Source organism: Membranihabitans marinus (genome assembly GCF_021729155.1).
GTDB classification, from domain to species: Bacteria; Bacteroidota; Bacteroidia; order Chitinophagales; family Saprospiraceae; genus Membranihabitans; species Membranihabitans marinus.
Genome location: NZ_JAJQYA010000043.1, coordinates 1 through 24106 on the forward strand (window position 1 = coordinate 1; position 24106 = coordinate 24106).

Here is a 24106-nt window from a genome sequence, read left to right on the forward strand (position 1 = left end):
TAGTATTTCCTTTTCGTTTTTCTTCTCTTTTTTCATAGTTTGCTAAGATAAGTAGACACACTTAATTGAACAGTCTCCAAAGGTCGATTTACGATTTTTGATTGCATTAAGTAGGAATTTTCCTTATTCCCTCACACGTATTAAACTAAGTCCGTTTAGGGCTTTATATTTCTTATTCTGAGTGCTTCTGGTTATTTAGGCAAGGATTATTTTACCTCAATGATAATCCTTCGGTAGCTGGTTAATTGATGAGGGCCACTATCAGTTACCTCACAAATTAAATGAATAGTCTTACCTGATGAATCTGAAGGGGTTTTGAAGCGAATTTTAGGAGAAGAATCATCTTGAATGGGTATTTCTTGATTATAAGTGCCTGCTTCTGGAAGGATCCACCATTTAAAGTGTATCTCATCTTCATCGATATCATAAGATTTTGACCCGTCGATAGTGATGGTTTTTCCTTTTTTGGTCTTGAGGTAAATTATTTCTTGGCTTTCATTACCATCGATAATGACTATTGGATTACGGTTTCCCTTTCCTTCAGCTGCCCAATCCATTCGAGCCGCAAAATTGTTGAAGGTGGCGGGGTAGAAATAGTTCACATACTTTCGGCATATATCATGGCTTCGTCCACGGTGATTGGTATATGCGTAGGTTTCTTTATCTGGACCTTCATCCCATTCGAAATATCCACCCCAGCCCGTCTGATTTGGCAATATTGGGTCATTGAGTCCATTCGGTAATAGATGCAGAAAGGCTGGCGTATCTCCTTCTACACCGTATTTGTATTTGGGGTAAACCCTTCCGAGATGGCCATGTCCTTGTATATGTTCTGCATATAAGTCCCAATTCTTTTTTCCAGTCCCGTTTTGATATTTCCATGCACATTCATCCCAAATAAATAATAGATCTTTTTCAAATTCTCGACGCATCCATTGATGAGCGCTAATATCGAAAGGAGTCCCTTTTTCATAGGATCGATCTTGATCAGTGATGGCGTAAGTGGGTATTTTTTTAAGAAATGTTTTTAATTCTTTTTCACTCCTCTCTTGTTGTACTTCCCAGATGGCTTGCGCCAAGGTATTGCCTCCGCCCCAAATAGTAATCCATAGCGGGCGTTCGTCTTTTTCATCGGCAAGCTTGATAATTAAATCACTTCCCGGAGAGCTGTTGTTTGATCCAATAAATTTCATCCCCCTTTTTTTACTACCAAACATGGTGCGTTCTCTTAAATAATTAGGACTGGGCCAATAGCCAATAGATTGGTGATTTTCATCTTTTAAAAAGTCTTCTTGGTTACATCGTTTGAGGAGGTTGGGTAAATCTTTTTCATAGGCGTCGATGGCATCATGTATTAAATCAAAGAAGTCATCACGAGTTTCTTCTAGACTCCAACCTGTAGTGTAAATGATGCCTTCAATTTCGAATAAATCGGCATGTACCAATAACCTTACCAGTGATTCGCTATCATCAGTTTCCCAGGTTGATACATCGGTGAGAATCACTAATCTGGGTTTTAATGAACTGGTTTTACTAGTTTCTTTTTTAATGGTTTGAGCCGTAAGTAGATAAGGTATTAGGCAAATTATTCCAAAAATAACTGTGATTTTCATGTGGGCAATTTTTATTTTGAAATTGATGTATCAAGTGGATTTGGGTTTACTGAATTTTTATTAGGTTTTAAACTTATATGGTTTTCTTATTTGCTGTTGATTCGGCTTGCGGAAATAAATTCATTGGGTATAATAGGATTGGATAAGCCAGATTTTTAATGATTTAGAAATACCTAGAAATTCATCTTTGATATTAACCAAATGAGTCATGGACTTATCGTTATATAAATGGATCTATTCTTTTGAACTTTTTATATAGACATAGGGTCTAGCCACGATATTATCGTTAAATAATTATGTCAAATTTTACGTGTTAAAGTTACACAAAATAATTATTATTCTATTGCTTAAATATTGAATATTTAAAATTTTATATTGCGCAACATGGAAAACAAAAAATAGGTCATGCGTAGCATAGTAAAAATATATAATATTTTCACTTGAAGAAATAAATCTTTAGTAATTGTATGATTGGTGGAAAAATTAACTATATTTAATTCCATGGAACATAGAGGTTTAGTGCACAGTCCTGTTGGTGTAATTGAGCTGAAAGCCAGTGACCATGGTTTGCGGAGTTTAATTATTCGCCCCAAGGCCGGTATTGATCCTCTTATGGATTCCAATATTGATGAAGGTTGTGATAAGGCATTAGATCATGTTGTCGAACAATTACAGGCCTATTTTGAAGGAAACTTACATCGCTTTTCCATCTCAATTGATTGGGTGGGGTGGTCTCCCTTCTATATTGGAGTGTGGCGTTTATTACAGACCATACCATTTGGTAAATTTCGCAGCTATCAACAAATAGCAGATTTTTTAGACCAGCCCAAGAGTGCACGTGCCATTGGCAATGCAAATAGTAAAAATCCTATTCCCATCATTATCCCTTGTCATCGGGTCATTGGCAGTAATGGTAAGTTAACGGGCTATATCTATGGCAAAGATATTAAGCGTCAATTGTTGTATCATGAAAATCGCAGTCATTTCTGTGAACAAGGTCAATTGTTTGTATAAAAAAAAGGTCCGACTCATCGAGTCGAACCTTTGAAATCCTTGAGATCTTATACCAAATGAATTTGGTATTATAGTTATTGGACGATTTCTCCTTGTCCTTCACCATCTACCCATCTCCAAGATTGTTGTCTGATTTCCTGTCCGGGGTAACCTAGGTTTTGATTGATATGTCCCAATGTGTTGGCATTGATGGCACTAGCAGGAACTGGCCACAATACCAAGTGTGGAGCAGCTCGATAATTGTAGTGAGGCGCGCGAACTTCTTTCTGATAGAATACGTTTTTCTCCATTACTCTATCGTACCAAAAATTGCTTTGCGTCATGTTGTCCAAGCTATAGGTTTTGCCGTTGTAGGCGGTTTTGCCAGTTTGGGCATATATAAAGGCAATTCTTGTCAATTCTGTTTTTCGAGGTTCTTCGTAAAATAATTCACGAGCTCTTTCATTTAACAATACATCCATATTGAACTCACTGGCAGCAATAGGTGCAGCACCAGCTCTTGTGCGTACAGCATTTAAGTCTTGAGCGGCACTAGCTAAGTCACCTTTCCAGTAGTAAGCCTCAGCGCGAAGTAAGTATGTTTCAGCTAGACGATACAAGTACCAATCTCCTCTACCGCCATCTGGAGTTAAATCAGTTGGGTCAGCAACAAATAGTTTGTATCGAGGCCAGCCATACCAAGATCGGATAGTGTCTGTACACAATATACCACCATTGTCATCATAGAGTTGTAATGGCTTATTGTAATATGGATCATTACTTTCTTTAAGTGCAGGGTGATTATAGACCAAGTCTTCCATGTTTAACCAATTGCCTGGGGCATGTCTCAAATCATTGTCGTCTGTCCATATGTCGGTATGGTGGTAAGGAGTCTGTCGACATCTTCCAATTCCCCGCCCAATGGCTGATACAAGGTCAATCTCCACACCAGATGAGCCCAAAGGTACATCTCTCATACCAGCTTGACCGCTTGGGGTTTTAATTTTACCAGTACCACCCCAGAAAGGTGTGGTTTGACGCATAATAGAGATCCGGCTGTTGCCATCTTCTTCGAAACCTTCTCTGGCTACCATGACATAAATGCGCTCTGTATTTTCTGAAAGGGATTTATTTTCAGCTTGGTGCAAATCCCAGATAACGTTTTTGCTAGGATCGTCTTTATCGATACCGAATCTTTCTGTCATGAGTGCATGGTGGCCGTCGTTGATAATGGCCGATGAGGAAGCGATGGCATCGTCAAACTCACCCAAGGCCAGGTTGACTTTTGTAAGTACATGGTTGACTGCTGCCTTGGTCACGTCACCTACAACTTCGGTTTCCCATTCTGGTTTAACCCATTGAGCCGCGAATTCCAAGTCTTTTTTACATTTTCTCAAGATGCTTTCTCGAGTCACGGAATAGAAATCGAGTCGAGGCGAAGTGATTTCTTCCAAAATTAAAGGCACATCTCCGAATTGGTGAACCAACCGGTAATAGGTACGTGCTACGTGGAAATATGCCTTGCCCAATACGTGGTTTCGTTCGGCTTCACTACTGTATTCGGCGTCATCGATACGCGAGATTACTGCACTGGCATATCTAATTCTTCTGTAACCTTCTTTCCAAAACCAACCAATTCTATTGCAATCCGCACTGTTGAGGCAAGCATCGGGCAATATTTGGGCAGGTAAGTCCATGGCAGGCCCTGTTTTGTCTGTGGTTCCTTCTACGGCAACATCGGAGAAAATATTTTCGGTAATCATAGGATTGCCATCGCCATAGTATTCGTGGCGAACATTTCTCAAACAAGCAACCAGGGCTGCATCGAAACCAGCAGCGTCAATAAATGCGTTTTCTGGAGCAAAGAAGGATAGAGGTTTAGGCTCTAAAAATTCTTTCTTACAGCTCACCAGAGTGACCAAAAAGGTCAAGGCGATTAAGCTATATTTATATATATTTTTCATTGTTTTAGATTTTACTTTTGGAAATTCTATAATGTCAAGTTCAATTTAAAGTTGTAAGATGATGGAGCATAGCCTTGTACTTCAGGGTCCATCCATGACCATGAAGGTGCCCATACGGTTGGGTTTTGCATGACAAAAGACAATCTGGCTTGCTCAATATTCACTAGGTCTAGCCATTTGCTAGGTACAGAGTAAGACAGGGATACATTGTCTAATCGAATAAATGAATTGTTCTCATAGACGGTGAATCCAGTTTCATAACTTTCTACCCGTGCCCATTTGTTGCTTGGATTTTCCGGCGTCCAATAAGGGGCATTGTAAGAAGAACCTCTATCATAGAATACGTCGTTGTTTTTAAGATGGTTGTTGGCGGAGTAATAACCGAGATAGGAATAAAATTTCATGGAGAAATCCCAGTTTTTATAGGTGATGTCGTTTCTCAATGATAGCCTTAATTGTGGTTTTTTATATCCTTGGAATGTTTTGTCGGCATTGGTGTATACTCCATCGTTGTTGACATCTTCCAATTTGAAATCTCCGGGAGCTCTTGAGTATTTAGTGGCTTCTTCGCGTTCGTCTTCTTGCCAGATTCCCAATACGTTGTAATCCCATATTTGATCTAATGCATGTCCAATAAACCAGCCATTGGATTCATCATCTATTTCACGTTGACCAATTACATTTCCTGCATCATCTAGCACATCTTCTGTGTCTCCGTATAGATGTACGACTTCATTTCGATTAAAGGCCATAGAAAATCCGTTGGTCCAAGAGAAGTCTTTGTTGCTGATGTTTACGGTATTAAGGGTAAATTCAAAACCTCTATTGTCTACTTGTCCTAGATTGGAAAATACTAGGTCGTATCCTACTACATCTGGCAAACTTCTTTCAATCAACAAATCTTTGGTCTGCATATAATATGCCTCAATATTACCATTAATCCTTCCGTTGAATAGGGAGTAATCTATACCTAAATTATAGGCCCCTGTTTTTTCCCATTTAAGGTCGGAGTTGGCTAGTCTATTCGAGTACAATTGAGATACATAGACCGGCTGTCCATTGATGATTTGTACATAGTTTCCTGAACTAAGATCTGATAGGGCGGAATATCTTCCTATCGAGCGGTTTCCGTTGGTGCCGTAAGACAGTCTCAGTTTCAAAAGATCTATAGCATTGACATTGAAGAATGACTCTTCACTAATTAGCCAGCCCAAAGCTATAGAGCCAAAATTGGCGTGAGGATTTTTTTGCCCAAAGGCTGAATAACCGTCTCTTCTAAAGGATCCAGTAACCATGTAGCGATCCATGAATACATAATTGAGTCGAGCCATCAATGCATCTCCTGTTTCGTAGCCATCATCACTGGTGATTTCAACATCTTGCGTGGCCGCGCCAATTTGGTTGTAGCCCAATACATCACTGGGTAGGAAGTTGTTTCTACGTACCTTGTCAGACCAAGATTGGAACTTTTCAGCATTTTGGAGCAAGGTTAAATCAAAACGGTGAACACCAATCTCTTTATTCCATTTTAAGATATTGTTCATCTGCCATTCGTAGCTACTGTAATTTCTTCTTTCGGCTCTACCTCCTTCATTGCCCCAGTCCGGATGGTCAGAAGACCAGTGGTTGTATTCTCTATCCCATTGGATTCGAGGGATGTATTCTGAAGTAAAGGTGAAGCCCAAAGGTAGAGTAACCGTTGCATATAGTTTAGTGTTAATAGCATTTCGATTGTAGTATCTATCTCTATATACATAATCGAGCCATGGATGTCGTGAACTGGAAATATTGCCTGTAGGTGCATAGGCGATAGTGACGCCATCGTCTTCATAGAATGAAGCGTATGGGGTTACGTTGAGCAAGTTGTTGCTAGACAATATAGGAGATTCATCCTTGGTTGAAAACTGGGTGTTGGTTCCCACTTTTAGATAATCGGTAATGGTGGCCTCAAAGTTTAATCTAGAACGCAGTGCATTCCATCTGTCGTTGTACCGATGGCCTTCATTGTCTACATAGCCTAAAGACCAGTAATAATTAAGTCGATTCGAACTTCCCGAAATGCTTATGTTGTGATCTTGTCTCATCCCGCTTTGGTATTCGTAATCTTTCCAATTGATAGTGGATCCACTTTCATAATTCGCAATTTCCACAGGGGAAAAACCAATTCTATTCAACCAAATACCGGTGAGATCGCTGGCTTGAGATGAACCGTCGTAAGCCTTCCATTGATCTAATGATACACCTGAAGGTAAACTGTTGGGATCATCGTAATATCCTGGGTTGTCAAGGTGCTTGCGTTCGTTGGATTCAAAACCAGCAATACGCCATTCGATAAATTGTTCGCCGTTCATAGGGTCAATTTCTTGTCCAGATAGTCCTACAAAACCTACGCTAGAGGAAACATTAATTCGAGGTTTGCCCGATTTACCTCTCTTCGTAGTTATGAGGATGACACCGTTTGAGGCTCTTGAACCATAGATGGCTGCTGAAGATGCATCTTTTAAAATGTCGAAAGTAGCAATATCGCTTGGATTGATATCAGCCAGGTCGCCACCGTAGATCATACCATCTAAAACTACTAAAGGAGCATTAGCTGATTTGTTGGCGTCGCTGTCTTTTCGCACTGTGGTTTGTCCTCGTACTTCCAAGTCACTGGCGCTACTGATCCCTTTTGGTGATGTTGAAAAATTTACATTCAGTCCCGGCATACTCCCCCTCAACATATCGGTGATGTTGTTGGTGGCTTCCTTATTTAGTTTATCCGCATCGATCTGAGAAACGGCTCCAGTTAAGTCCTTTTTTCTCACTGTTCCATAACCCACGACCACAATTTCCTCTAATCCAATGGCGTCTACTTCGAGGACAACATCGATCTTTGAGCGATCATTAATCTCAATCGTTTGCGATGTATATCCCACATAGGAATAAATCAACTTTGACTGATTGGCATCCAAGGAAATGGCGTATTTTCCATCGAAATCAGTAGCGGTTCCATTGGATCCATCTTCGACGGCAATGGTTACACCTATTAGTGGTGCTCCAGTGTTGTCGGTTACAGTACCTTCTATTGTTTTCATTTGGGCTGACAAATCGAATGCAGTCCAAATCAATAAGCCAAATACCCATATCCAAGATCTAACAACCTTGGTCTTTTGGTTTTGACTACTAAAAAATAATAAACGTTTACGCTTCATAGTAAAATTTTTTTCACATTAAAAATTCTTTACAATTCAATTTTAGAAAAAACATTTTCAATTTATTAAAGCATAGAACAGCCCTATTATTTATAGTAAATAAATAATAATAACTAGTTAAAGAAGTACTAGTTTATGGTTTAGCTTTAGTAATCGAATATGTTAATCTGGTTAATAAAAATCCTTCATCTTGATTTAGTCAAGCTAAAATAGTAAAAAAAACCAATCATGCAAAATATAAAATGCATTTGAATCTATTGTTCGAACTATGTTATAGGGTAATTGTTCGGAGTTCGATATAAAAGACTTTTTTAATTGGGTTGTAAAAAATATTATATAGTTTTTAAACTATTTATTTATTAGTTGTTTTTTATTTGAATTATTTTTTAATTGTATTTTTTACAATAAAAAAAAGCTGTCGTTTGTGGTTTGATGTAAGATGGGTGTAAAATGATATTTTCAAAGTAAATGATAATGAAGTTGTGTTGTTTTAACTATTGGACAGGGTGTGAATTGAAGACCAATTAGTCGATTCGATATTGTCCATGACGAGGGCAGCAGCACCTATCAATCCCGCTTGTTCACCGATGGTAGTGAGCTTCATGCTGGTGTCTTCTGATAGTATGGGAATGCAATGTTCGTTGATGGCCTGTTGAATGGGTGCCAACCAAAGATGTCCTGCTTTAATGCCCAATCCTCCTAAAACGATGAGTTGGGGATTCATAAGATGGATAAGGATAGAAAGGCCACGACCGATGTTGTAGCCAATTTCATAGATTATGCTTATGGCAAATCGATCTCCTTTTGATGCAGCATGCATTACCGCTGAAGCTGCGGACAGATTATCTTCACCTTCATTAAATTTGATGATGGTTGATTGGCCTTCTTGGATACCTTGTCTTGCTTTGGTTACCATGACATTTAGAGAGCCTTCAGTTTCCAAACAACCCATTTTGCCACAACTACAGATCCTTCGGTTGTCAAAAAGTGGGATGTGACTAAATTCACCAGCAAAACCATTTTCTCCATTGTACAATTGCCCTTTAAGGATGAGTCCTAGTCCTATTCCCCAACCAATATTGACGACCATAACATTCTTTTTGTTTTTGGCGGCTCCGAGCCTTAATTCTGCTAAAGCAAAAACGCTTGAATCATTGGCGATAAATGTGGGTAGTTGTGTGCTTTTTTTGAGGTAGGAAATTATATTCGATTTAGGAATGTGTAAAAAAGAGTAATTAATGCCTTTTTTGGTGTTAATAAATCCCGGCATTCCAATACCCATTCCTATAATTTGTGATTTATTTATTCCTGAATTTGATATAAAATCGTTGACGGCATTGCTCAAGGTGATTAAGGCGTCCGTGTTGTTGGCTAGAGGTAGTTCAATATTCTTTGGAGGGCAAACTTCTTGTTGGTGAAGATCGTAGAGTCCTACTTGGGTATTAAATTGATCCATGGCTACAGCAATAATATATTTTAAACCAGGGATAAGAGAGTAAGTTTGGGGTTTTCTACCTCCAGATGAATCCGCTAAACCATTGTCAGTGATAACATCTTCGTCCAATAGAGCATTGATCAGTCGTGTAGTATAGGGAATACTTTTTTTTATCAAACTGCTAAGGTCGGTTGCCGATAATACTCTTTCAAAGTATAATTGTTTGATTATGTTTTGTTTATATAATTCTTCTTTCGACAATGCCTTTTGGTTTTCGGAGGTAACTTATTAAATATATTATAAAGATGGTAAATTTTTTTTTATTTAGCTATTTTCACAAAAAAAATGTAGTAAATAGTTATATAAAAAATGGAATTCGTTCTCGATAAGCGAGATATTAACAATAGTTTCTATTATTATATTATAAATATAGCAATTTTTTTTTCTCATGGATTTCTGTAGGAGCAGTATTCTCATTATGTAATTTCTTCAAAGTGAAGAATTCTTTAAGTTTAATAAACCTATATAAAGTAGATTTAAATAAGCAGTTGGTTATGTAGTGATGATGGGGGTATTTTCAGTGAATGTAGAACTAAAATTCTACCTTTTTGTCGTTGGTATGTTTATTAAAACAATGGATTAAATTGGTCTTAAAACCGTGGTTGCCAATAATAATTTGCAGCCGTGTGAGCATTTTTTTTATAAAATTATTAATAAATGATGGATTTATTGTATCTTCGGTAACGTTACCGCTATTTTTGATGATAATCTTTAATTTTTATTCAATAAAAACATAGGCTATGGATGTTAATGACAGCTCAAGACGAAAATTTATAAAACGGTCTCTTTTAGGTTCTGCTGCCCTAACCATTGGTGGTGGATTACCTGGTTTTTCGGCTCAATCTTATAACAATATCATGGGAGCAAATGAAAAGGTGAGAGTCGGGATGATGGGAGTAAATAGTCGAGGATTGGCATTGTCTAAAACTTATGCCATGCAGCCCAATTGTCAGATTGTTACGGTTTCTGATGTCGACAGTAGAGCGGCCGATAAATGTATTAATGTGGTGAATGGTATCCAAAACTTTAAGCCCGATGCAGTACCAGATTTTCGAAATGCACTAGAGCGCAAGGATGTAGATGCTTTGGTTATCGCTGCACCAGATCATTGGCATGCACCTGCTGCGATATTGGCTTCTCAAGCCGGGAAACACGTATATTTAGAAAAGCCTTGTAGCCATAACCCTCATGAAGGAGAATTGTTGGTGAAAGTAGCGGCCAAATATGGCAATGTTATTCAAATGGGGAATCAGAGAAGGTCTTGGCCCAATGTCAAAGAAGGAATACAAGCCGTACACGAAGGAATTATTGGACGGGCATATTTTGCCAAAGGATGGTATACCAACAATAGAGCTTCCATTGGAGTAGGCAAGGAAATAGCTGTGCCGAGTTGGTTGGACTATGAGTTGTGGCAGGGTCCTGCACCAAGAATGGCTTTGAAAGATAATTTGATTCATTACAATTGGCATTGGATGTGGAATTGGGGGACAGGAGAAGCATTGAACAACGGAACTCACATGATTGACTTAATGCGTTGGGGATTACAGGTAGAATATCCCAACAGTGTAACTTCATCTGGTGGACGATTCCGATATCAAGATGATTGGGAGACTCCTGATACACAGGTTATTTCATTTACATTTGACAACAATACTGCCTTGACTTGGGAGGGTAGAAGTTGTAATGGTAGAACCGTAGAAGGCAGTAGTGTAGGTGTGGTGTTTTACGGTGAGAAGGGTTCGTTAAAAATTACGGGAGGAAATTCTTACACAGTATACGATTTGAAAAACAATATCGTAAAACAAGTGGACAACGATATCCAAATCGATCCTAGGAATAAGGCCAATCCATCTCAAATATTAGATGCTATACATATTCAAAACTTCTTTGCTGGGATTAAATCTGGAGAAAAGTTGAATGCCGATATCGATGGAGGACATATTTCTACCCTGTTGTGTCAATTAGGTAATATTGCTATTAGGTCTGGAGGTGCTTTAAAAACAGATTCTAGTAATGGTCATATTATTGGCAATAAAAAGGCAAAGAAACTTTGGAAGCGTGAATACGAAAAAGGGTGGGAACCGAAATTGTAAACCTGTTTAAGGGATAAATACTGAAGCGATGCAGTTTTTATTAACTTCAAAATAAACTAATCAATAAATTATTAAATATGAATATATCAATATCTGATACTCCAAAAGAAATGGGCCAATTGGCTGGAAAAGCAGGTGCAGAAATTATTAAGAATGCCATTGCTGACAAAGGTTATGCAAATATAATTATGGCGACAGGGACTAGTCAATTTGAAACCATTCAGGAATTGATTGCCGATAAGGATATCGATTGGTCTAAGGTGACTATGTTTCACTTAGATGAATATATTGGCATATCAATTGAGCACAAAGCCAGTTTTAGAAAATATTTACAGGAGCGATTTATCTCACAAATAGCCCCGCTAAAGAAATATTATTTGATAGATGGTGAAGCAGACCCAGTGGAAGAATGCAAGCGATTGAACACACTTATTGCTGACCATCCCATCGATGTAGCCTTTGTTGGTGTGGGAGAGAATGGTCACTTGGCATTCAACGATCCACCAGCTGATTTTGAGACCAAAGACCCCTATTTAATTGTTAATTTGGACTTACCTTGTAGAGCACAACAATTCAACGAAGGTTGGTTTGAATCAATTGATGATGTTCCCAAGCAAGCGATTTCTATGTCAGTAAATCAAATAATGGCGACCGAATATTTAATTTGTTCAGTACCAGATGAAAGAAAAGCAGTAGCTGTTGCCAAAGCTTTAGACGGAGAAATCACTCCAGAATTGCCTGCAAGTATACTTCAGTCTCACGCGAACTGCGCCTATTATTTGGACAAAGCATCTGCTACAGTTTGGGAAGCTAGCAAGGTTAATTAACACCTTTCGTTAATAACAGAAAAATCAAAGTCTAATGGAGTATCGTGATATCGTCATATACAATGGTAATGTATTAACTTCTCATCGAGAGTTGCCTGGAGGAAGTATCTGGGTAAAGGATGGAAAGATACAAGCTGTGTCTACTTCCAAACTCGAAGTGAATAATGCCCAATATATCGATGCTCAAGGACGATATATATCGCCGGGATTTATAGAGCTGCACGTACACGGAGGTGGGGGATATGATTTTATGGATGGAACAATCGAGGCCTTTCTTGGAATTGCTAAAACTCACGCTCAGTATGGAACCACAGCCATGTTCCCCACGACTTTGTCTGGTGATTGGAAAGATTTTTTACAAGTATTGGATATTTACCCAGAAGCTCATCGACTAAATACTGAAGGTGCTCGGTTTATGGGTGTACATATTGAAGGGCCCTATTTGGCAATGAGTCAGAAAGGGGCTCAAGATCCGCGGTATATTAGGCCGCCAGTGAAGGAAGAGTATGAATATGTCATAAGAAATTATCCGTATGTAAAGCGATGGAGTATTGCACCAGAATTGCCTGGAGCCATCGAATTTGGTACATTTATGCGACAGCATGGTGTAATATCCGCCATTGCACATACGGATGCTATTTATGAAGAAGTAATTGAAGCCCATGAGGTGGGTTTTAATTTGGCCACCCACTTTTATTCCGCCATGTCTGGAGTCACCCGTCGCAATGCTTATCGATATGCTGGTTCTGTCGAGGCAACCTATGCTCTAGATTCAATGGATGTTGAAATTATTGCCGATGGTGCCCATCTGCCCGGTTCTTTGTTGAAATTAATCGTCAAACAAAAAGGCGTAGACTCCATTGCCCTCATTACCGATGCTATGCGGGCGGCCGGTATGCCAGAAGGTCCTAGTTTATTGGGCACTAAGAAGAATGGATTGCCTTGTATTGTCGAAGATGGTGTAGCCAAATTGGTGGATAGGAGTTCCTTTGCCGGTAGTGTAGCCACCGCCGATCGATTGATCCGAACCATGTTGGAAAAGACCGATGTTTCAATGGTAGAAGCCGTTCGAATGGCCAGTTTAGTTCCTGCCCGAATTATGAAAGTCGATGATGAAACAGGATCTATTACCGCTCAAAAAGATGCAGATATTGTATTGTTCGACGACAATATAGAAATATCTATGACCATGGTAGGTGGAAAGATTATTTACGAAAAAGAATAAATAATCCTGTATTAAATAGTAAAAACGGGTAATTAACCTATCCTGCAATTTTCGATAGGGGCAGTGTCATGGACATTGCGGTTTTACTGCTGTTCAATCTTCAATTATAAACCTATTTGGTATTAATTACACTTAATATATAGTATATCCCTTCCTTACACTTATATCAAATGCATTGGGTATTAGGTCGTCTTATCGCAAATAATTGAAAGTCGGTTTAGAAAAAAGGAAAAATAAAATTTTATTTATTTGTAAAAACAATGCAATTATAAATGTAATTCGTATTAACCGAGGCTCTTACTTCCAATAGAATGATGACCTTGGTGATTGATTACCGAGACTCTATTTCCAATTTAAGCTTTATCTTATTGAATAAGGTTTTGTAAACGGACTTGTCCGATAGCAATACAGCATTTTCGGCATAGTCAAGGGCTTGTTGATAATTGCGTTGGATATCGGCTATAACGGCCAAATTGTAATACAACTTCGGCTTGGTCTTTTCGTCGGCTGAAGACAAGGATCGATGATAAATATCCTCTGCATCATCCAATTTTTCAAGCTCAAAATATTTACTTCCCCTTTCTAAGGCATCGGAACCTTTGGAGAAATAAGACCAAGTATCGTATATGCGAACAGGCATAATGTAGTTGGTCAATGACAGCGCTAGAGAATCCATAATATAATGCGGAACCCCTTGACCTAAGCTGTCCAATTTGGTGATGGTTTGATCTTTTTGTAATCCTTGGGTGGAAAATTTCTTTTCGCCCACATCTTCAAATCGGTCTAATAAGGCTCCGTTTTGTCCATTGTATAAACTCCATATTGCTTTTATGCGATAGTTTCTTGTGGATTGGTAGGCATCGATATAATAGTCCTTGCCCTGAGGGTCGAGTTGATGTTTTCTTATTTTTTCAGATTTGAAATCGTAATCTGAATCAAAATCCTCCAAGACGATTAACACGTCATCGGAAGTCATATATTCTTTGGCATATTCATCTTCCCAAATTCTACTGTTCGGTGTCCAGTTTACTTTTTTGACTAGGTAATATTTTCCGAGATTAAGCTTAGAGTAAAAGCGATCCATTAAATATTTAGAATCTTGATACGATTCATCTACAGGTAAAGTCTGTCCATTATTTGTGTTTTTGTCTACCGTAGTGGTATTGGCATTGAGCAATACCAATTGCTTCGTGGTTTCCGGTAATTGATAGGGAGGGGCAATGACTTGATTGACGACCCGATAAGTCTTCATGGAAGAACATCCAGTTAAAAATAAGAGGGTGAAAAAAGTTGAATATAGAAAAAGAGATTTCAATATTTTCATTGTATAGCTGGTTTTGGGAAATATTCCAATGTGTGTTATAGTGTAAACTATAGTCAAATATAATAAAACCTTGGAATCTTTCTAAAAAGTGAATAAAATACTGAAACGAGCTAGAAATCCATGAAAAAATTAAAGGACATATTTTTTATTATAATTCTTATGCCTATGACCGATAAAGCATATTTATAAATGTAAAAATTTGATTCGATAAATGTAATAATGAAAAGATTTTCTAATCCATCTTTGGCGACAGTAGTTAGACCTTGGATATGTGATAAGACCATGTATACCCAGGTGGTACAATCCATGATTATTCAATATCTTGATGGTCATATTAAATGAATGAATTATTATTTTTTGAGAGTTCAATGCTAATGACGTGTTTTCATTGACTTATTGCGGGTTAATATATTTTCCTAATCATTAATTATGTCCATTATTATTGTCAATTCATTACAAACTCTTCTAAAAAATGGAGATTGATCGATGTGTTTCAAGCCGAAGCTAGATTTTTGACATATTATATGGGTTGATTTAAGGTTCAATTTTCCAGTTAACAATCTGGTTTAATTATATTATTTATGTTTACATAATCTTATAATTGTATGAAAGAATCTATATAGAGTTGATATTATTGGGTGAAAAGTTTGACTATAAATGATATCTTTCCAATTCTTGTCAAAGGTCAACTAACCACATCGTCAATCGATAGTGAACCTGAGTGTTATATTAAACCAGAAGAATAAATGAAAAACATTGATCGATTAATAAAGATCCAGCAGAAGTCTCAGCGGTATTTCCTCGGTTTGATGTCTGGTACTTCACTAGATGGATTGGATATAGCTCTGTGTCGTTTTGAGTATAGTGGATATAAAACAAAATGGTCATTGGAAAATTTTATAACCCTACCATATACTGAAGAGTTTCGATACAAAGTGAGGAAGGTTTTTGCCAATGCCGATGCAAAAATGGAAGATCTTTGTTATTTGGACCGCCATATCGCCGAAGAACAAGGCAAACTAATATTAGAGGCCATGAGCCAATGGGGTTTGAGTGCTAAAGATGTAGATGTTATAGCCAGTCATGGACAGACCGTTTATCATGCACCCAGTCATCAAAGTAATGCTGAGTATAATGTAACCCTTCAGTTGGGCGATGGAGATTTTATTGCCCAAAAAACTGGAATACTTACCGTTAGTGATTTTCGGCAAAAACATATTGCGGCTGGAGGAGAAGGGGCTCCACTGGCTATGTATGGCGACGAATTACTGTTTGCCTCTCCTGATGAAGATAGGATATTGTTGAATATTGGCGGTATTGCCAATTTTACCTTTTTGCCCAAATTAAGTGGAAAAGACTTAAATCTATCTCCCTTGAGTTCTGACACCGGGCCTGGCAATACCATAATGGATGCCTTTGTGCTTCAACAATTCGGTCAACCCTACGATGTCAATGGTCAAATTGCCGATCGAGGAAGGGTAAATTTACAGTTATTGGATAATCTAATGTCTGACCCCTTCTTTGATTTACCCTTGCCTAAAACCACTGGTCCTGAGGTTTTTAATCTCGATTTTTTACAACGCAAAGGACTGACGAAAATAAATCAGTCCCTAAACCCGGAAGATGTTCTGGCCACATTGTCAAGCTTCTCGGCAAAATCTATGGCCAAAGCTCTTCGACCTTATTTGGATAAGGCAACAAGGATATATATTAGTGGAGGAGGAGGTCATAATCCTCATCTTCTTCGTGAATTGCAATCCTATTTACCAGATATTAAGCTTCATCAAAGTGATGAAATCGGGATACCAGGAGATGCCAAAGAAGCTGTACTTTTTGCGGTCTTGGCCAATGAGTTGTTGTTTGGTGATCCTCAGACCTATAGACCTTTAGGGGCAAAAATGCCTTCTTGTGTCATGGGTAAAATTAGTTTTCCGTAATTTTTAACTCTGGGTCAATCCTGTGAATATATTTTAGTATTATTGCAATAATTAAATAAATTTTATGAAAAGGTCTATATTCTTAGTTGTCGTTATTTTGTTGATCTGGTTTGTGATTTCATTTGTTACCAATATTCTTGGGCCATTGATGCCTTTAATCATAGAAACCTATCAGATTAATTTGACCATGGCTTCCTTTTTACCCTTTTCGTTTTTCTTGGCATATGGTATTGCTTCCATACCTGCGGGAACTATGATTGAACGCATCGGTGTGAAAAAATCAATTTTGGTAGCTTTTGGAATGAATCTTTTGGGTTCATTGTTGTTCGCTTGCTTCCCAATGTACTTGGTTGCCCTCCTATCTCTCTTTATAATTGGTATCGGGATGGCCATGTTGCAAGTTATTATCAATCCGCTAATGAGAACAGCAGGAGGGGAGGAAAACTTCGCCTTTTTTGCCGTTTTGGCCCAATTGGTATTTGGTTTGGCTTCCTTTGTGAGTCCTTTTGTGTTTACCCATTTTATGTCCTCCCTATCACCGGAAGGTGGAGACAATATGATTAAATCTGTTTTTTCAAACCTAGTCCAACAAGACATTCAATGGACTTCTCTGTATTGGTTATTTGGTATCGTATTTGTTTTAATGATTGCATTAATTACCTCCCTTAAGTTGCCAAAGGTTACCCTTAAGGAAGATGAGAAAACAGGTTCTTTGGCCGTTTATAAAACCTTGTTGCAGGATAGACAAGTGTGGATGTTTTTCTTGGGTATTGTAGCCTATGTGGGAACAGAACAAGCATTGGCCAATTGGATGTCAGAGTTTTTAAAAACCTATCACGGATTTTCACCTGAGGTGGAAGGTGCTCAAGCTGTTGGTTGGTTTTGGGGATCGATGTCCATCGGATGTTTATTTGGTCTTTTAGCTCTGCGGTTGTTTGATGCCAAAATTGTATTGACGGTGGCTACTTTATTGTCGGGATTGACCTTGGCTATGGCCTTATTTGGATCGGCTAGTATTTCCTATGTATCCTTTCCTGCCATAGGGTTCTTTATTTCTGTTATGTTTTCTATTGTTTTCTCCATGGCCTTGAATACCATTACCTCTCATGCCGGTCCACTGTCAGGCATACTTTGTACTGGGATTTTTGGTGGAGCCTTGGTGCCATTTGTAGTGGGTGCTATCGGTGATTTGGTTGGATTGCGCATGGCCTTTTTATTTTTGTATGTAACCTTTGGCTATATACTATATATTTCCATTGTGGCCAATCCGGTGATTAAAAATAAAACCATTAAAAGAAAGCCAGCGGTAACATAAAATTTTCGTCCGTTCTGGCAAGTAATAGGAAATCTCAAGGATTGAATATACTTTCATCCATCTTTGTCTGATGGCCTTACCTATTTTGGTATAGATGTTTAAAGGGCTATTAAGAGCGGTATTTCGTATTATTAGAATGTGAGGTTATTTGATGATTGATTTATGAGTTGATTTTGATTTGTTTGTAAATGTGTTTGATATATGTGCAATGTGTTTAGTTGAATGATGAAATAGATTTTCGATGGTGTTTTATTTTATCTTTTGATAAATAATATAATATATTTAGTTTTTCTTAAGAATCAGATCATTATCGAAAAATACATCTCATGGATATTATACTTCGTTTTCGAACTCTTATTTCAAATGCACATTTGTGGGCAATAATTTGCTTGATTTTTACCCTGCAAAGTTGTCAGCAAAAACCAAATACTTCGACCCTAGACCTCGATCCTGCCGAGCGCTTGGATCCCAATAGAGGGTTGCCTCCTTATCCTCAGATTGAAATTCCCGAACAAGCCGATATGGAATCTCCAAGATGGAAGGGGATTGATTTAACTCCTGTCCCACCTGTTATTCCCAAATCAGTTAGAGAAGAGCAAGCAGATTTCGTATTGCGACCGGGCTATGAAATCCATCCCGTATTGACAGAACCCAATATCAAAGAACCGGCAGCCATCCAATTCGATGGCAATGGAAGAATGTATGTTTTGGAGTTGAGAAGTTATATGCAAGACATCGATGCTACCGATGAGCTTCAACCCATAAGTAGAATATCGCGATGGGAAGATACCGATAATGATGGAGTCTACGACAAAGGAGTGGTGTTTCTCGATAGTCTTGTCTTTCCGCGTTTTGTGGTTCCTTTTGGACCCAATACCATATTGACCATGGAGTCCAATGAAGATATTGTGTACAAATGTATAGATACTGACGATGATGGAAAGGTGGATAAAAAAGAGGTTTTTGCCAGTGGATTGGGGCGGTCAGGAAATGTAGAGCATCAAACCAGTTTTTTAACATGGACATTGGACAATTGGATGTACAGTACATATAATCCCTTGCGGATTCGATGGACACCGGAAGGAGTAATCAAGGAAGCCACTGGTGTTCCCTACGGTCAATGGGGAGTGACTCAAGATAATTACGGTAAAATATGGTTTCAAGGTGGGGCTAGTGGAGTTCCAGAAAATTTTCAATTTCCAACCATTTATGGCAATTATCGGGTCAAGGGGCAATTTAGAGATGGTTTTAGAGTGCCCTATAGTTTGGTGAAATTGGAGGATTTCGAACCGGGGATGAGGGAGGTAAAGCCAGATGGCTCATTGAGTAACGTTACTGGTGCAGCCGGAAATGATGTATATAGGGGGCATCGATTGCCCGAAGATTTAGTTGGAGAATATATATACGGTGAGCCCGTAGGTCGAATTGTGCGTAGAGTACATACAGAATTGGAAGAGGGCTTGACCTATATCCAAAATGTGTATGAAAAAGAAGAGGCCGAATTTATTCAGTCTCGCGATCCACTGTTTCGACCGACTGATATAGCCACTGCCCCCGATGGTACATTGTATATAGTAGATATGTATAGAGGCATCATTCAAGAAGGCAATTGGACTCAGCAAGGCAGTTATTTGCGTACTAAGATCCAACAATATCAAATGGACGATATTATTGAAAATGGTCGAATTTGGCGATTGAGTTATCGTGGAATGGAAAGAGACAAAACCCAGCCTCGAATGTTTGAGGAAACTACTGAGGAATTGGTTCAACACCTACATCATCCCAATGGCTGGTGGAGAGATAAGGCTCAACAATTGATTATATTGCGCCAAGATAAATCAGTGGCAGAAACATTGAAGAAAATGGCATTAGAGCAGGACAATTTATTGGGTCGGATTCACGCCTTGTGGACTTTGGAAGGCTTGGGAAGTTTGGATTTGTCATTTATTCGCAAGCTTTTTGCAGATGCCGATCCGATGGTGAGGCAGCAGGCCATAAGAGCCAGTGAAACACTGTATAAATACGGCAGTGTTGACCTTGTTGAGGACTATATAAAAATGGCTGAAGATGAGTCGGTAGAGGTAGCTATTCAGGCCTTGCAAACCCTGTATATTCTCGATGTGAAAACGGCAGAGAAGGTTATCTCCACTAAACTAAAAGATGAATCATCTAAGGGCATCCAATTGGTCGGGCAGCAATTATTGGACAATATTGCAGAAAAATCTAAGCTTGCAGCCAGTCAATTTTCAATGTCAGAAAAAAAATTATTTGACAAAGGCAAAGAGATTTACAGTAGCTTTTGTGCGACCTGCCATGGGGTTCAGGGATTGGGCACACCTACTGGTAATGGAGATGTCATCGCTCCAGCTCTATCAGGATCACCGCGGATCGTGGGACATCCAGAATATATTGTCAAAACCTTGCTCCACGGTTTGACAGGAACCATTGAGGGCAAGACTTATGAAGGTATAATGGTGTCCATGGCTTCTAACGACGATGATTGGATCGCTTCGGTGACTTCTTATATTCGAAATGATATGGGAAATAAAGCTTCATTTGTATCTGAAGATTATGTGACTGAACTGAGATCTCAGACTCAAGATCGCACGGAGAGCTATACCTTCGAAGAATTGTCTTCAGAAGTCCCTCAGCCATTGTTGATGGACAAAACCTGGAAGGTGACGGCCAGTAGCACGGCATTGCAAGGAGTGGGTTCAACCAGAGATCCCGGATACGGATTTGGGTATAAGGGTTGGAAATCCGATGAGGCCATAAAGTCGGGAATGTGGTATCAAGTGGAGTTTCCTCAACCCTATCTATTGTCGACCATCAGTTTTGAATCCAATGATAAGAACCATCCCTTGGCCTATGCCATTGAGGTATCTAACGACGGTCAAAATTGGACAGAAAAGGCAAGTGCAAAAGGTCACAAAGGCAAGAATACGGTTGACATAAAAAATCCTATCCAAGCCAAATTTGTTAGATTTCTATCCAGTGAAGATGGCGAAGAGCAATGGGCTATGAAAAGAATCCTGTTTTATGCGCGGGGAATAAATTAAAGGTCTAATTTTGTTTATATTCGACTTCCATTATATTACAGACATAAAGTTCTAAAAAATAAAATATGAATTGGTATTTGGTATTGGTTTTGGCCTTAGTGATGAGTTGTGGTCCAAGTAGTTCAGAAAAACAGACTGAGGAGGTGAATTCAAGTGTTGAAGTGATACACCATCCCGATGCTCAAAAGGTCGATGTAATGATAGACAATCAACTCTTTACATCATATTGTTGGCCAGATAAGGTATATAAACCGATATTTTATCCAATTATGACGGCTGGAGGACATTTTGTTACTAGGGGTTATCCATTGGCCACCAGAGATGGAGAACGGGGTGATCACCGTCATCAAGTAGGGGCCTGGTTCAACTATGGCAGTGTCAATGGAAATGATTTTTGGGGCAATGGAGCTGAGGGATTGACTCGCAAAAACCTAGGTCAAGTTAAACTATTGGGTATAGAGTCGGTAGAGTCTATGGGGGATAAGGGCCTTATTGTGGCTCGATCTTCGTGGTTGGATTCAGTGGGGCAAGAGTTGTTGACTGAGCATTCTACTTTTGAAATTGGCAAGGCTGAAAACTACAATTATATAGATCGTACCACAACTTTGACTGCGAGTAATGGTGACGTGGTCTTTGAAGATACCAAGGAAGGCAGTTTCGCGATTCGATTAAATAGACAGTTAGAACTGCCTACTGATGGAGATGTGACGGTATTGAGAAAACAAGCAAACGGTAGTTTTGAGGAAAGCAAAGATCTTGATAACAGTACAGTTACGGGGGATTATTTAAGCAGTGAAGGAATTACAGGCTACGATGTATGGGGTACAAGAGCCAAGTGGATGCAGCTATCTGGTGAAATTGAGGGCGAGAAGGTGTCGGTAGTGATTTTTGATCATCCCAACAATGTTAATTATCCCACTTATTGGCATGCCAGAGGTTATGGACTGTTTTCAGCCAATCCTTTTGGAGTCGAAGATTTTGTCGATGGATCGGAGCCATTTAATTTTAGCCTTAAAAAGGGTGAATCATTTACACAAAATTATCGAATAGTCATTGGTAGTGATGTCGGTTTTACCCCTGAACAAATCAATCAAATCGCAGAGGACTTTAACAATAAGTAGGGTTGTGGAGTTGGAAAAATAATCATCGATAGCCATTTTTCTTCCTTTACCTGTTATAGTAATAGTGTTTTATCCTTTTTATATCCTACTTTATGCGTGATTAGTAAATGATTTAAGTGGTTGATGTTGAGCGAGTAGTGTAATTGGTGTTACTTCCTTATAGGAACTTTTTATGGGGTATATTCATATCTGTCTTTACAAGGGATAGTAAACAATTCACTATAGCCTAATATGTAATTCGTATAAGATGAAATAATATAAACCTCATCTATTTTTAGTTTAGACGAATAAGAGGATAAATATCAATAACTGGAATTCTTGATGACTCATTAAAAAATTTCTAATTATCTTCAAAGCTGCCACCATATGGTTTCTTACCGTATTGGTTGAGATATTTAACTCTTGACTAATCTCGATATAAGAAAGATTGTCTTCGCGGATCATATTGTATATCCTCCATTGCTGTGGGGTTAGTTTTTTAAGAGCCAATCTAAAAAGTTCTCGAGTTTCTTTGTATTCTAGGTTTTGAGATACACTATTTTCGTCTTGCATATAGTCCCATAGATAGTGCATATACTTTTTGGAGTGAGCCACTTTTCGGTGATGATCGACTATGCTGTTTCGGGTAATTGTCCAGATAACAGAACCCGAGTTGTTTAAGTCTTCTTCCGTGTACTTAGAATACAACTTAACAAATACATCATGGGTCAAATCCTCTGCCACTTCTTGACATTTGACATGAGATAGGATAAAACCGTATATTTTTTCTTTATATTCTTTGTAAATGTCTATTTGCCAGTCCATTATTGTGTTTTATATATGCTTTAAATAATGTAGCGTATAGGTTCCAAATAAAAATTTAATAATATTTCACTTTAGATATAGTCCTTATTAAATTTGAAACGTCTACTAAGTATATTATTGCAAATAAAACCGATTACAGACAATTAAAAGAATAAAACCGAGTGCAAGATAATATAAAAAAAAGGATTTTTGAGCTTTATGTAAAATATTTAGATCAAAATATAAGCCAAAGGGAATACGAAGAGTTATTCTATTTGATTGGAGACGAAAGGCATAAACCCATTGTGGATTCTATAATAGATGAAGCCATTGAATTTGGCTCTCTATCCAATCAAAAAGTAAAAGAAGATCAGGGCTTCACCATAACCAGAAAGGAATTGAGACCGCAGGCCAAAGACAAGAAGATACTCAATTGGACTCGCATTAGTATTGCCGCATCCATCCTCCTTTTGTTGGCCACTTTTACCATAATTTATTATTCAATGGATCATTATGTGGTCTATACTACAGGGTACCAAGAGACTAAAAATGTAGAATTGCCAGATGGTAGTTTAATAGTCATGAATGCTCGTTCGGAATTAAAGTGGAAGCCCGGATTCGAAAAGGAAGAAGAAAGAATCGTATATTTTAAAGGAGAGGGATATTTTGATATTTCACATATTGATGGTAAGAAATTTATTGTTGAAACCGAAGGAATCGACGTCAATGTTATCGGGACGGAATTCAATTTGGAGTCGAGGCAAGATATTACCAATGTGTATTTAAAAGAAGGAAAGGTCGTTTTGAAAGGGGATAAAATAAAGCCTATAGAAATGGTGCCTGGAGATTTGGTGACCTATGACCAAAGGAGTAATCAAGTCAATGTGCTGTCCCAGCAACGAGCCGATGTCAATGAGTCATGGAAGGATGGACTGTTTACTTTTATGGACAAGACAGGGGTTCAGATTCTAGAAAAGATGACCGACATATACGGGAAAGAATTTGAGATTAGAGATTCATCTGGTCTAAAAGATATTATTGTAGTACAGGGTCTGCCCTATGCAGATTGGGATTTTACCAAAGTCGCCTTAGAGCTCACCTTAGGCGTAAAATTGACAGAGTCTATTTCAAATAAAATTATCGTCGAGAAAAAATAGCAATTT

15 protein-coding genes are annotated in these 24106 nt (G+C 38.4%); 9 read left to right on the top strand and 6 right to left on the bottom strand.

Annotated elements, in window-relative coordinates; all coding sequences use genetic code 11:
* Nucleotides 1–206: 206 nt before the first annotated feature.
* A complete protein-coding gene (locus LVD51_RS18095; protein WP_236972780.1) occupies nucleotides 207–1613 on the bottom strand; it encodes a DUF1593 domain-containing protein in 1407 nt (468 codons plus the stop codon).
* A 474-nt stretch (nucleotides 1614–2087) separates the two neighbouring features.
* Here LVD51_RS18095 and LVD51_RS18100 point away from each other — a divergent pair, with 474 nt between their 5' ends.
* A complete protein-coding gene (locus tag LVD51_RS18100) occupies nucleotides 2088–2627 on the top strand; it encodes a methylated-DNA--[protein]-cysteine S-methyltransferase (RefSeq protein ID WP_236972781.1) in 540 nt (179 codons plus the stop codon).
* 74 nt (nucleotides 2628–2701) lie between these two features.
* Here LVD51_RS18100 and LVD51_RS18105 read toward each other — a convergent pair whose 3' ends face one another.
* The 3 genes from LVD51_RS18105 to LVD51_RS18115 all read right to left on the bottom strand — a co-directional run bounded on the left by LVD51_RS18105 (nucleotide 2702) and on the right by LVD51_RS18115 (nucleotide 9460).
* Complete coding sequence (locus LVD51_RS18105) at nucleotides 2702–4570, bottom strand: RagB/SusD family nutrient uptake outer membrane protein (protein ID WP_236972782.1); 1869 nt, start codon at nucleotides 4568–4570, stop codon at nucleotides 2702–2704.
* A 26-nt stretch (nucleotides 4571–4596) separates the two neighbouring features.
* Nucleotides 4597–7764, bottom strand: coding sequence for a SusC/RagA family TonB-linked outer membrane protein (locus tag LVD51_RS18110; protein WP_236972783.1), 3168 nt, complete (start codon nucleotides 7762–7764; stop codon nucleotides 4597–4599).
* Between the two features lie 490 nt (nucleotides 7765–8254).
* Complete coding sequence (locus LVD51_RS18115) at nucleotides 8255–9460, bottom strand: ROK family protein (RefSeq protein WP_236972784.1); 1206 nt, start codon at nucleotides 9458–9460, stop codon at nucleotides 8255–8257.
* A 539-nt stretch (nucleotides 9461–9999) separates the two neighbouring features.
* Between LVD51_RS18115 and LVD51_RS18120 the strand changes: the two genes are divergently transcribed.
* The 3 genes from LVD51_RS18120 to nagA all read left to right on the top strand — a co-directional run bounded on the left by LVD51_RS18120 (nucleotide 10000) and on the right by nagA (nucleotide 13404).
* Nucleotides 10000–11352 (top strand): Gfo/Idh/MocA family protein, encoded by a 1353-nt coding sequence (locus tag LVD51_RS18120; RefSeq protein ID WP_236972785.1) that lies wholly within the window; start codon nucleotides 10000–10002, stop codon nucleotides 11350–11352.
* Nucleotides 11353–11429: 77 nt separating this feature from the next.
* A complete protein-coding gene (locus LVD51_RS18125) occupies nucleotides 11430–12179 on the top strand; it encodes a glucosamine-6-phosphate deaminase (RefSeq protein WP_236972786.1) in 750 nt (249 codons plus the stop codon).
* Between the two features lie 34 nt (nucleotides 12180–12213).
* Nucleotides 12214–13404, top strand: a complete 1191-nt coding sequence (gene nagA, locus LVD51_RS18130) for an N-acetylglucosamine-6-phosphate deacetylase (protein WP_236972787.1) — start codon at nucleotides 12214–12216, stop codon at nucleotides 13402–13404.
* Nucleotides 13405–13735: 331 nt separating this feature from the next.
* On the opposite strand, the gene LVD51_RS18135 is transcribed toward nagA, so the two are convergent.
* Nucleotides 13736–14728 carry a tetratricopeptide repeat protein gene (locus tag LVD51_RS18135; protein ID WP_236972788.1) on the bottom strand — a complete coding sequence of 331 codons (993 nt, stop codon included), beginning with the start codon at nucleotides 14726–14728 and terminating at the stop codon, nucleotides 13736–13738.
* A 746-nt stretch (nucleotides 14729–15474) separates the two neighbouring features.
* Between LVD51_RS18135 and LVD51_RS18140 the strand changes: the two genes are divergently transcribed.
* From LVD51_RS18140 to LVD51_RS18155, 4 genes are all read left to right on the top strand, one after another.
* Nucleotides 15475–16665, top strand: coding sequence for an anhydro-N-acetylmuramic acid kinase (locus tag LVD51_RS18140; RefSeq protein WP_236972789.1), 1191 nt, complete (start codon nucleotides 15475–15477; stop codon nucleotides 16663–16665).
* A gap of 64 nt (nucleotides 16666–16729) precedes the next feature.
* Nucleotides 16730–17980: an MFS transporter gene (locus tag LVD51_RS18145; protein ID WP_236972790.1), complete on the top strand. Its 1251-nt coding sequence runs from the start codon at nucleotides 16730–16732 to the stop codon at nucleotides 17978–17980.
* A 326-nt stretch (nucleotides 17981–18306) separates the two neighbouring features.
* Nucleotides 18307–21039: a DUF7133 domain-containing protein gene (locus tag LVD51_RS18150; RefSeq protein ID WP_236972791.1), complete on the top strand. Its 2733-nt coding sequence runs from the start codon at nucleotides 18307–18309 to the stop codon at nucleotides 21037–21039.
* 65 nt (nucleotides 21040–21104) lie between these two features.
* Complete coding sequence (locus LVD51_RS18155) at nucleotides 21105–22160, top strand: DUF6807 domain-containing protein (protein WP_236972792.1); 1056 nt, start codon at nucleotides 21105–21107, stop codon at nucleotides 22158–22160.
* A gap of 279 nt (nucleotides 22161–22439) precedes the next feature.
* Here LVD51_RS18155 and LVD51_RS18160 read toward each other — a convergent pair whose 3' ends face one another.
* Nucleotides 22440–22964, bottom strand: coding sequence for an RNA polymerase sigma factor (locus tag LVD51_RS18160; RefSeq protein WP_236972793.1), 525 nt, complete (start codon nucleotides 22962–22964; stop codon nucleotides 22440–22442).
* A 161-nt stretch (nucleotides 22965–23125) separates the two neighbouring features.
* Here LVD51_RS18160 and LVD51_RS18165 point away from each other — a divergent pair, with 161 nt between their 5' ends.
* Complete coding sequence (locus LVD51_RS18165) at nucleotides 23126–24100, top strand: FecR family protein (RefSeq protein WP_236972794.1); 975 nt, start codon at nucleotides 23126–23128, stop codon at nucleotides 24098–24100.
* The last annotated feature ends 6 nt before the right edge of the window (nucleotides 24101–24106 follow it).

Excerpts from the sequence above, each read along its gene's own strand:
- LVD51_RS18095 (WP_236972780.1), bottom strand. The coding sequence starts at position 1,613 with ATGAAAATCACAGTTATTTTTGGAATAATTTGCCTAATACCTTATCTA.
- LVD51_RS18110 (WP_236972783.1), bottom strand. The coding sequence starts at position 7,764 with ATGAAGCGTAAACGTTTATTATTTTTTAGTAGTCAAAACCAAAAGACC.
- LVD51_RS18140 (WP_236972789.1), top strand. The coding sequence starts at position 15,475 with ATGAAAAACATTGATCGATTAATAAAGATCCAGCAGAAGTCTCAGCGG.
- LVD51_RS18150 (WP_236972791.1), top strand. The coding sequence starts at position 18,307 with ATGGATATTATACTTCGTTTTCGAACTCTTATTTCAAATGCACATTTG.
- LVD51_RS18155 (WP_236972792.1), top strand. The coding sequence starts at position 21,105 with ATGAATTGGTATTTGGTATTGGTTTTGGCCTTAGTGATGAGTTGTGGT.
- LVD51_RS18135 (WP_236972788.1), bottom strand. The coding sequence starts at position 14,728 with ATGAAAATATTGAAATCTCTTTTTCTATATTCAACTTTTTTCACCCTC.
- LVD51_RS18160 (WP_236972793.1), bottom strand. The coding sequence starts at position 22,964 with ATGGACTGGCAAATAGACATTTACAAAGAATATAAAGAAAAAATATAC.
- nagA (WP_236972787.1), top strand. The coding sequence starts at position 12,214 with ATGGAGTATCGTGATATCGTCATATACAATGGTAATGTATTAACTTCT.
- LVD51_RS18145 (WP_236972790.1), top strand. The coding sequence starts at position 16,730 with ATGAAAAGGTCTATATTCTTAGTTGTCGTTATTTTGTTGATCTGGTTT.
- LVD51_RS18125 (WP_236972786.1), top strand. The coding sequence starts at position 11,430 with ATGAATATATCAATATCTGATACTCCAAAAGAAATGGGCCAATTGGCT.
- LVD51_RS18120 (WP_236972785.1), top strand. The coding sequence starts at position 10,000 with ATGGATGTTAATGACAGCTCAAGACGAAAATTTATAAAACGGTCTCTT.
- LVD51_RS18105 (WP_236972782.1), bottom strand. The coding sequence starts at position 4,570 with ATGAAAAATATATATAAATATAGCTTAATCGCCTTGACCTTTTTGGTC.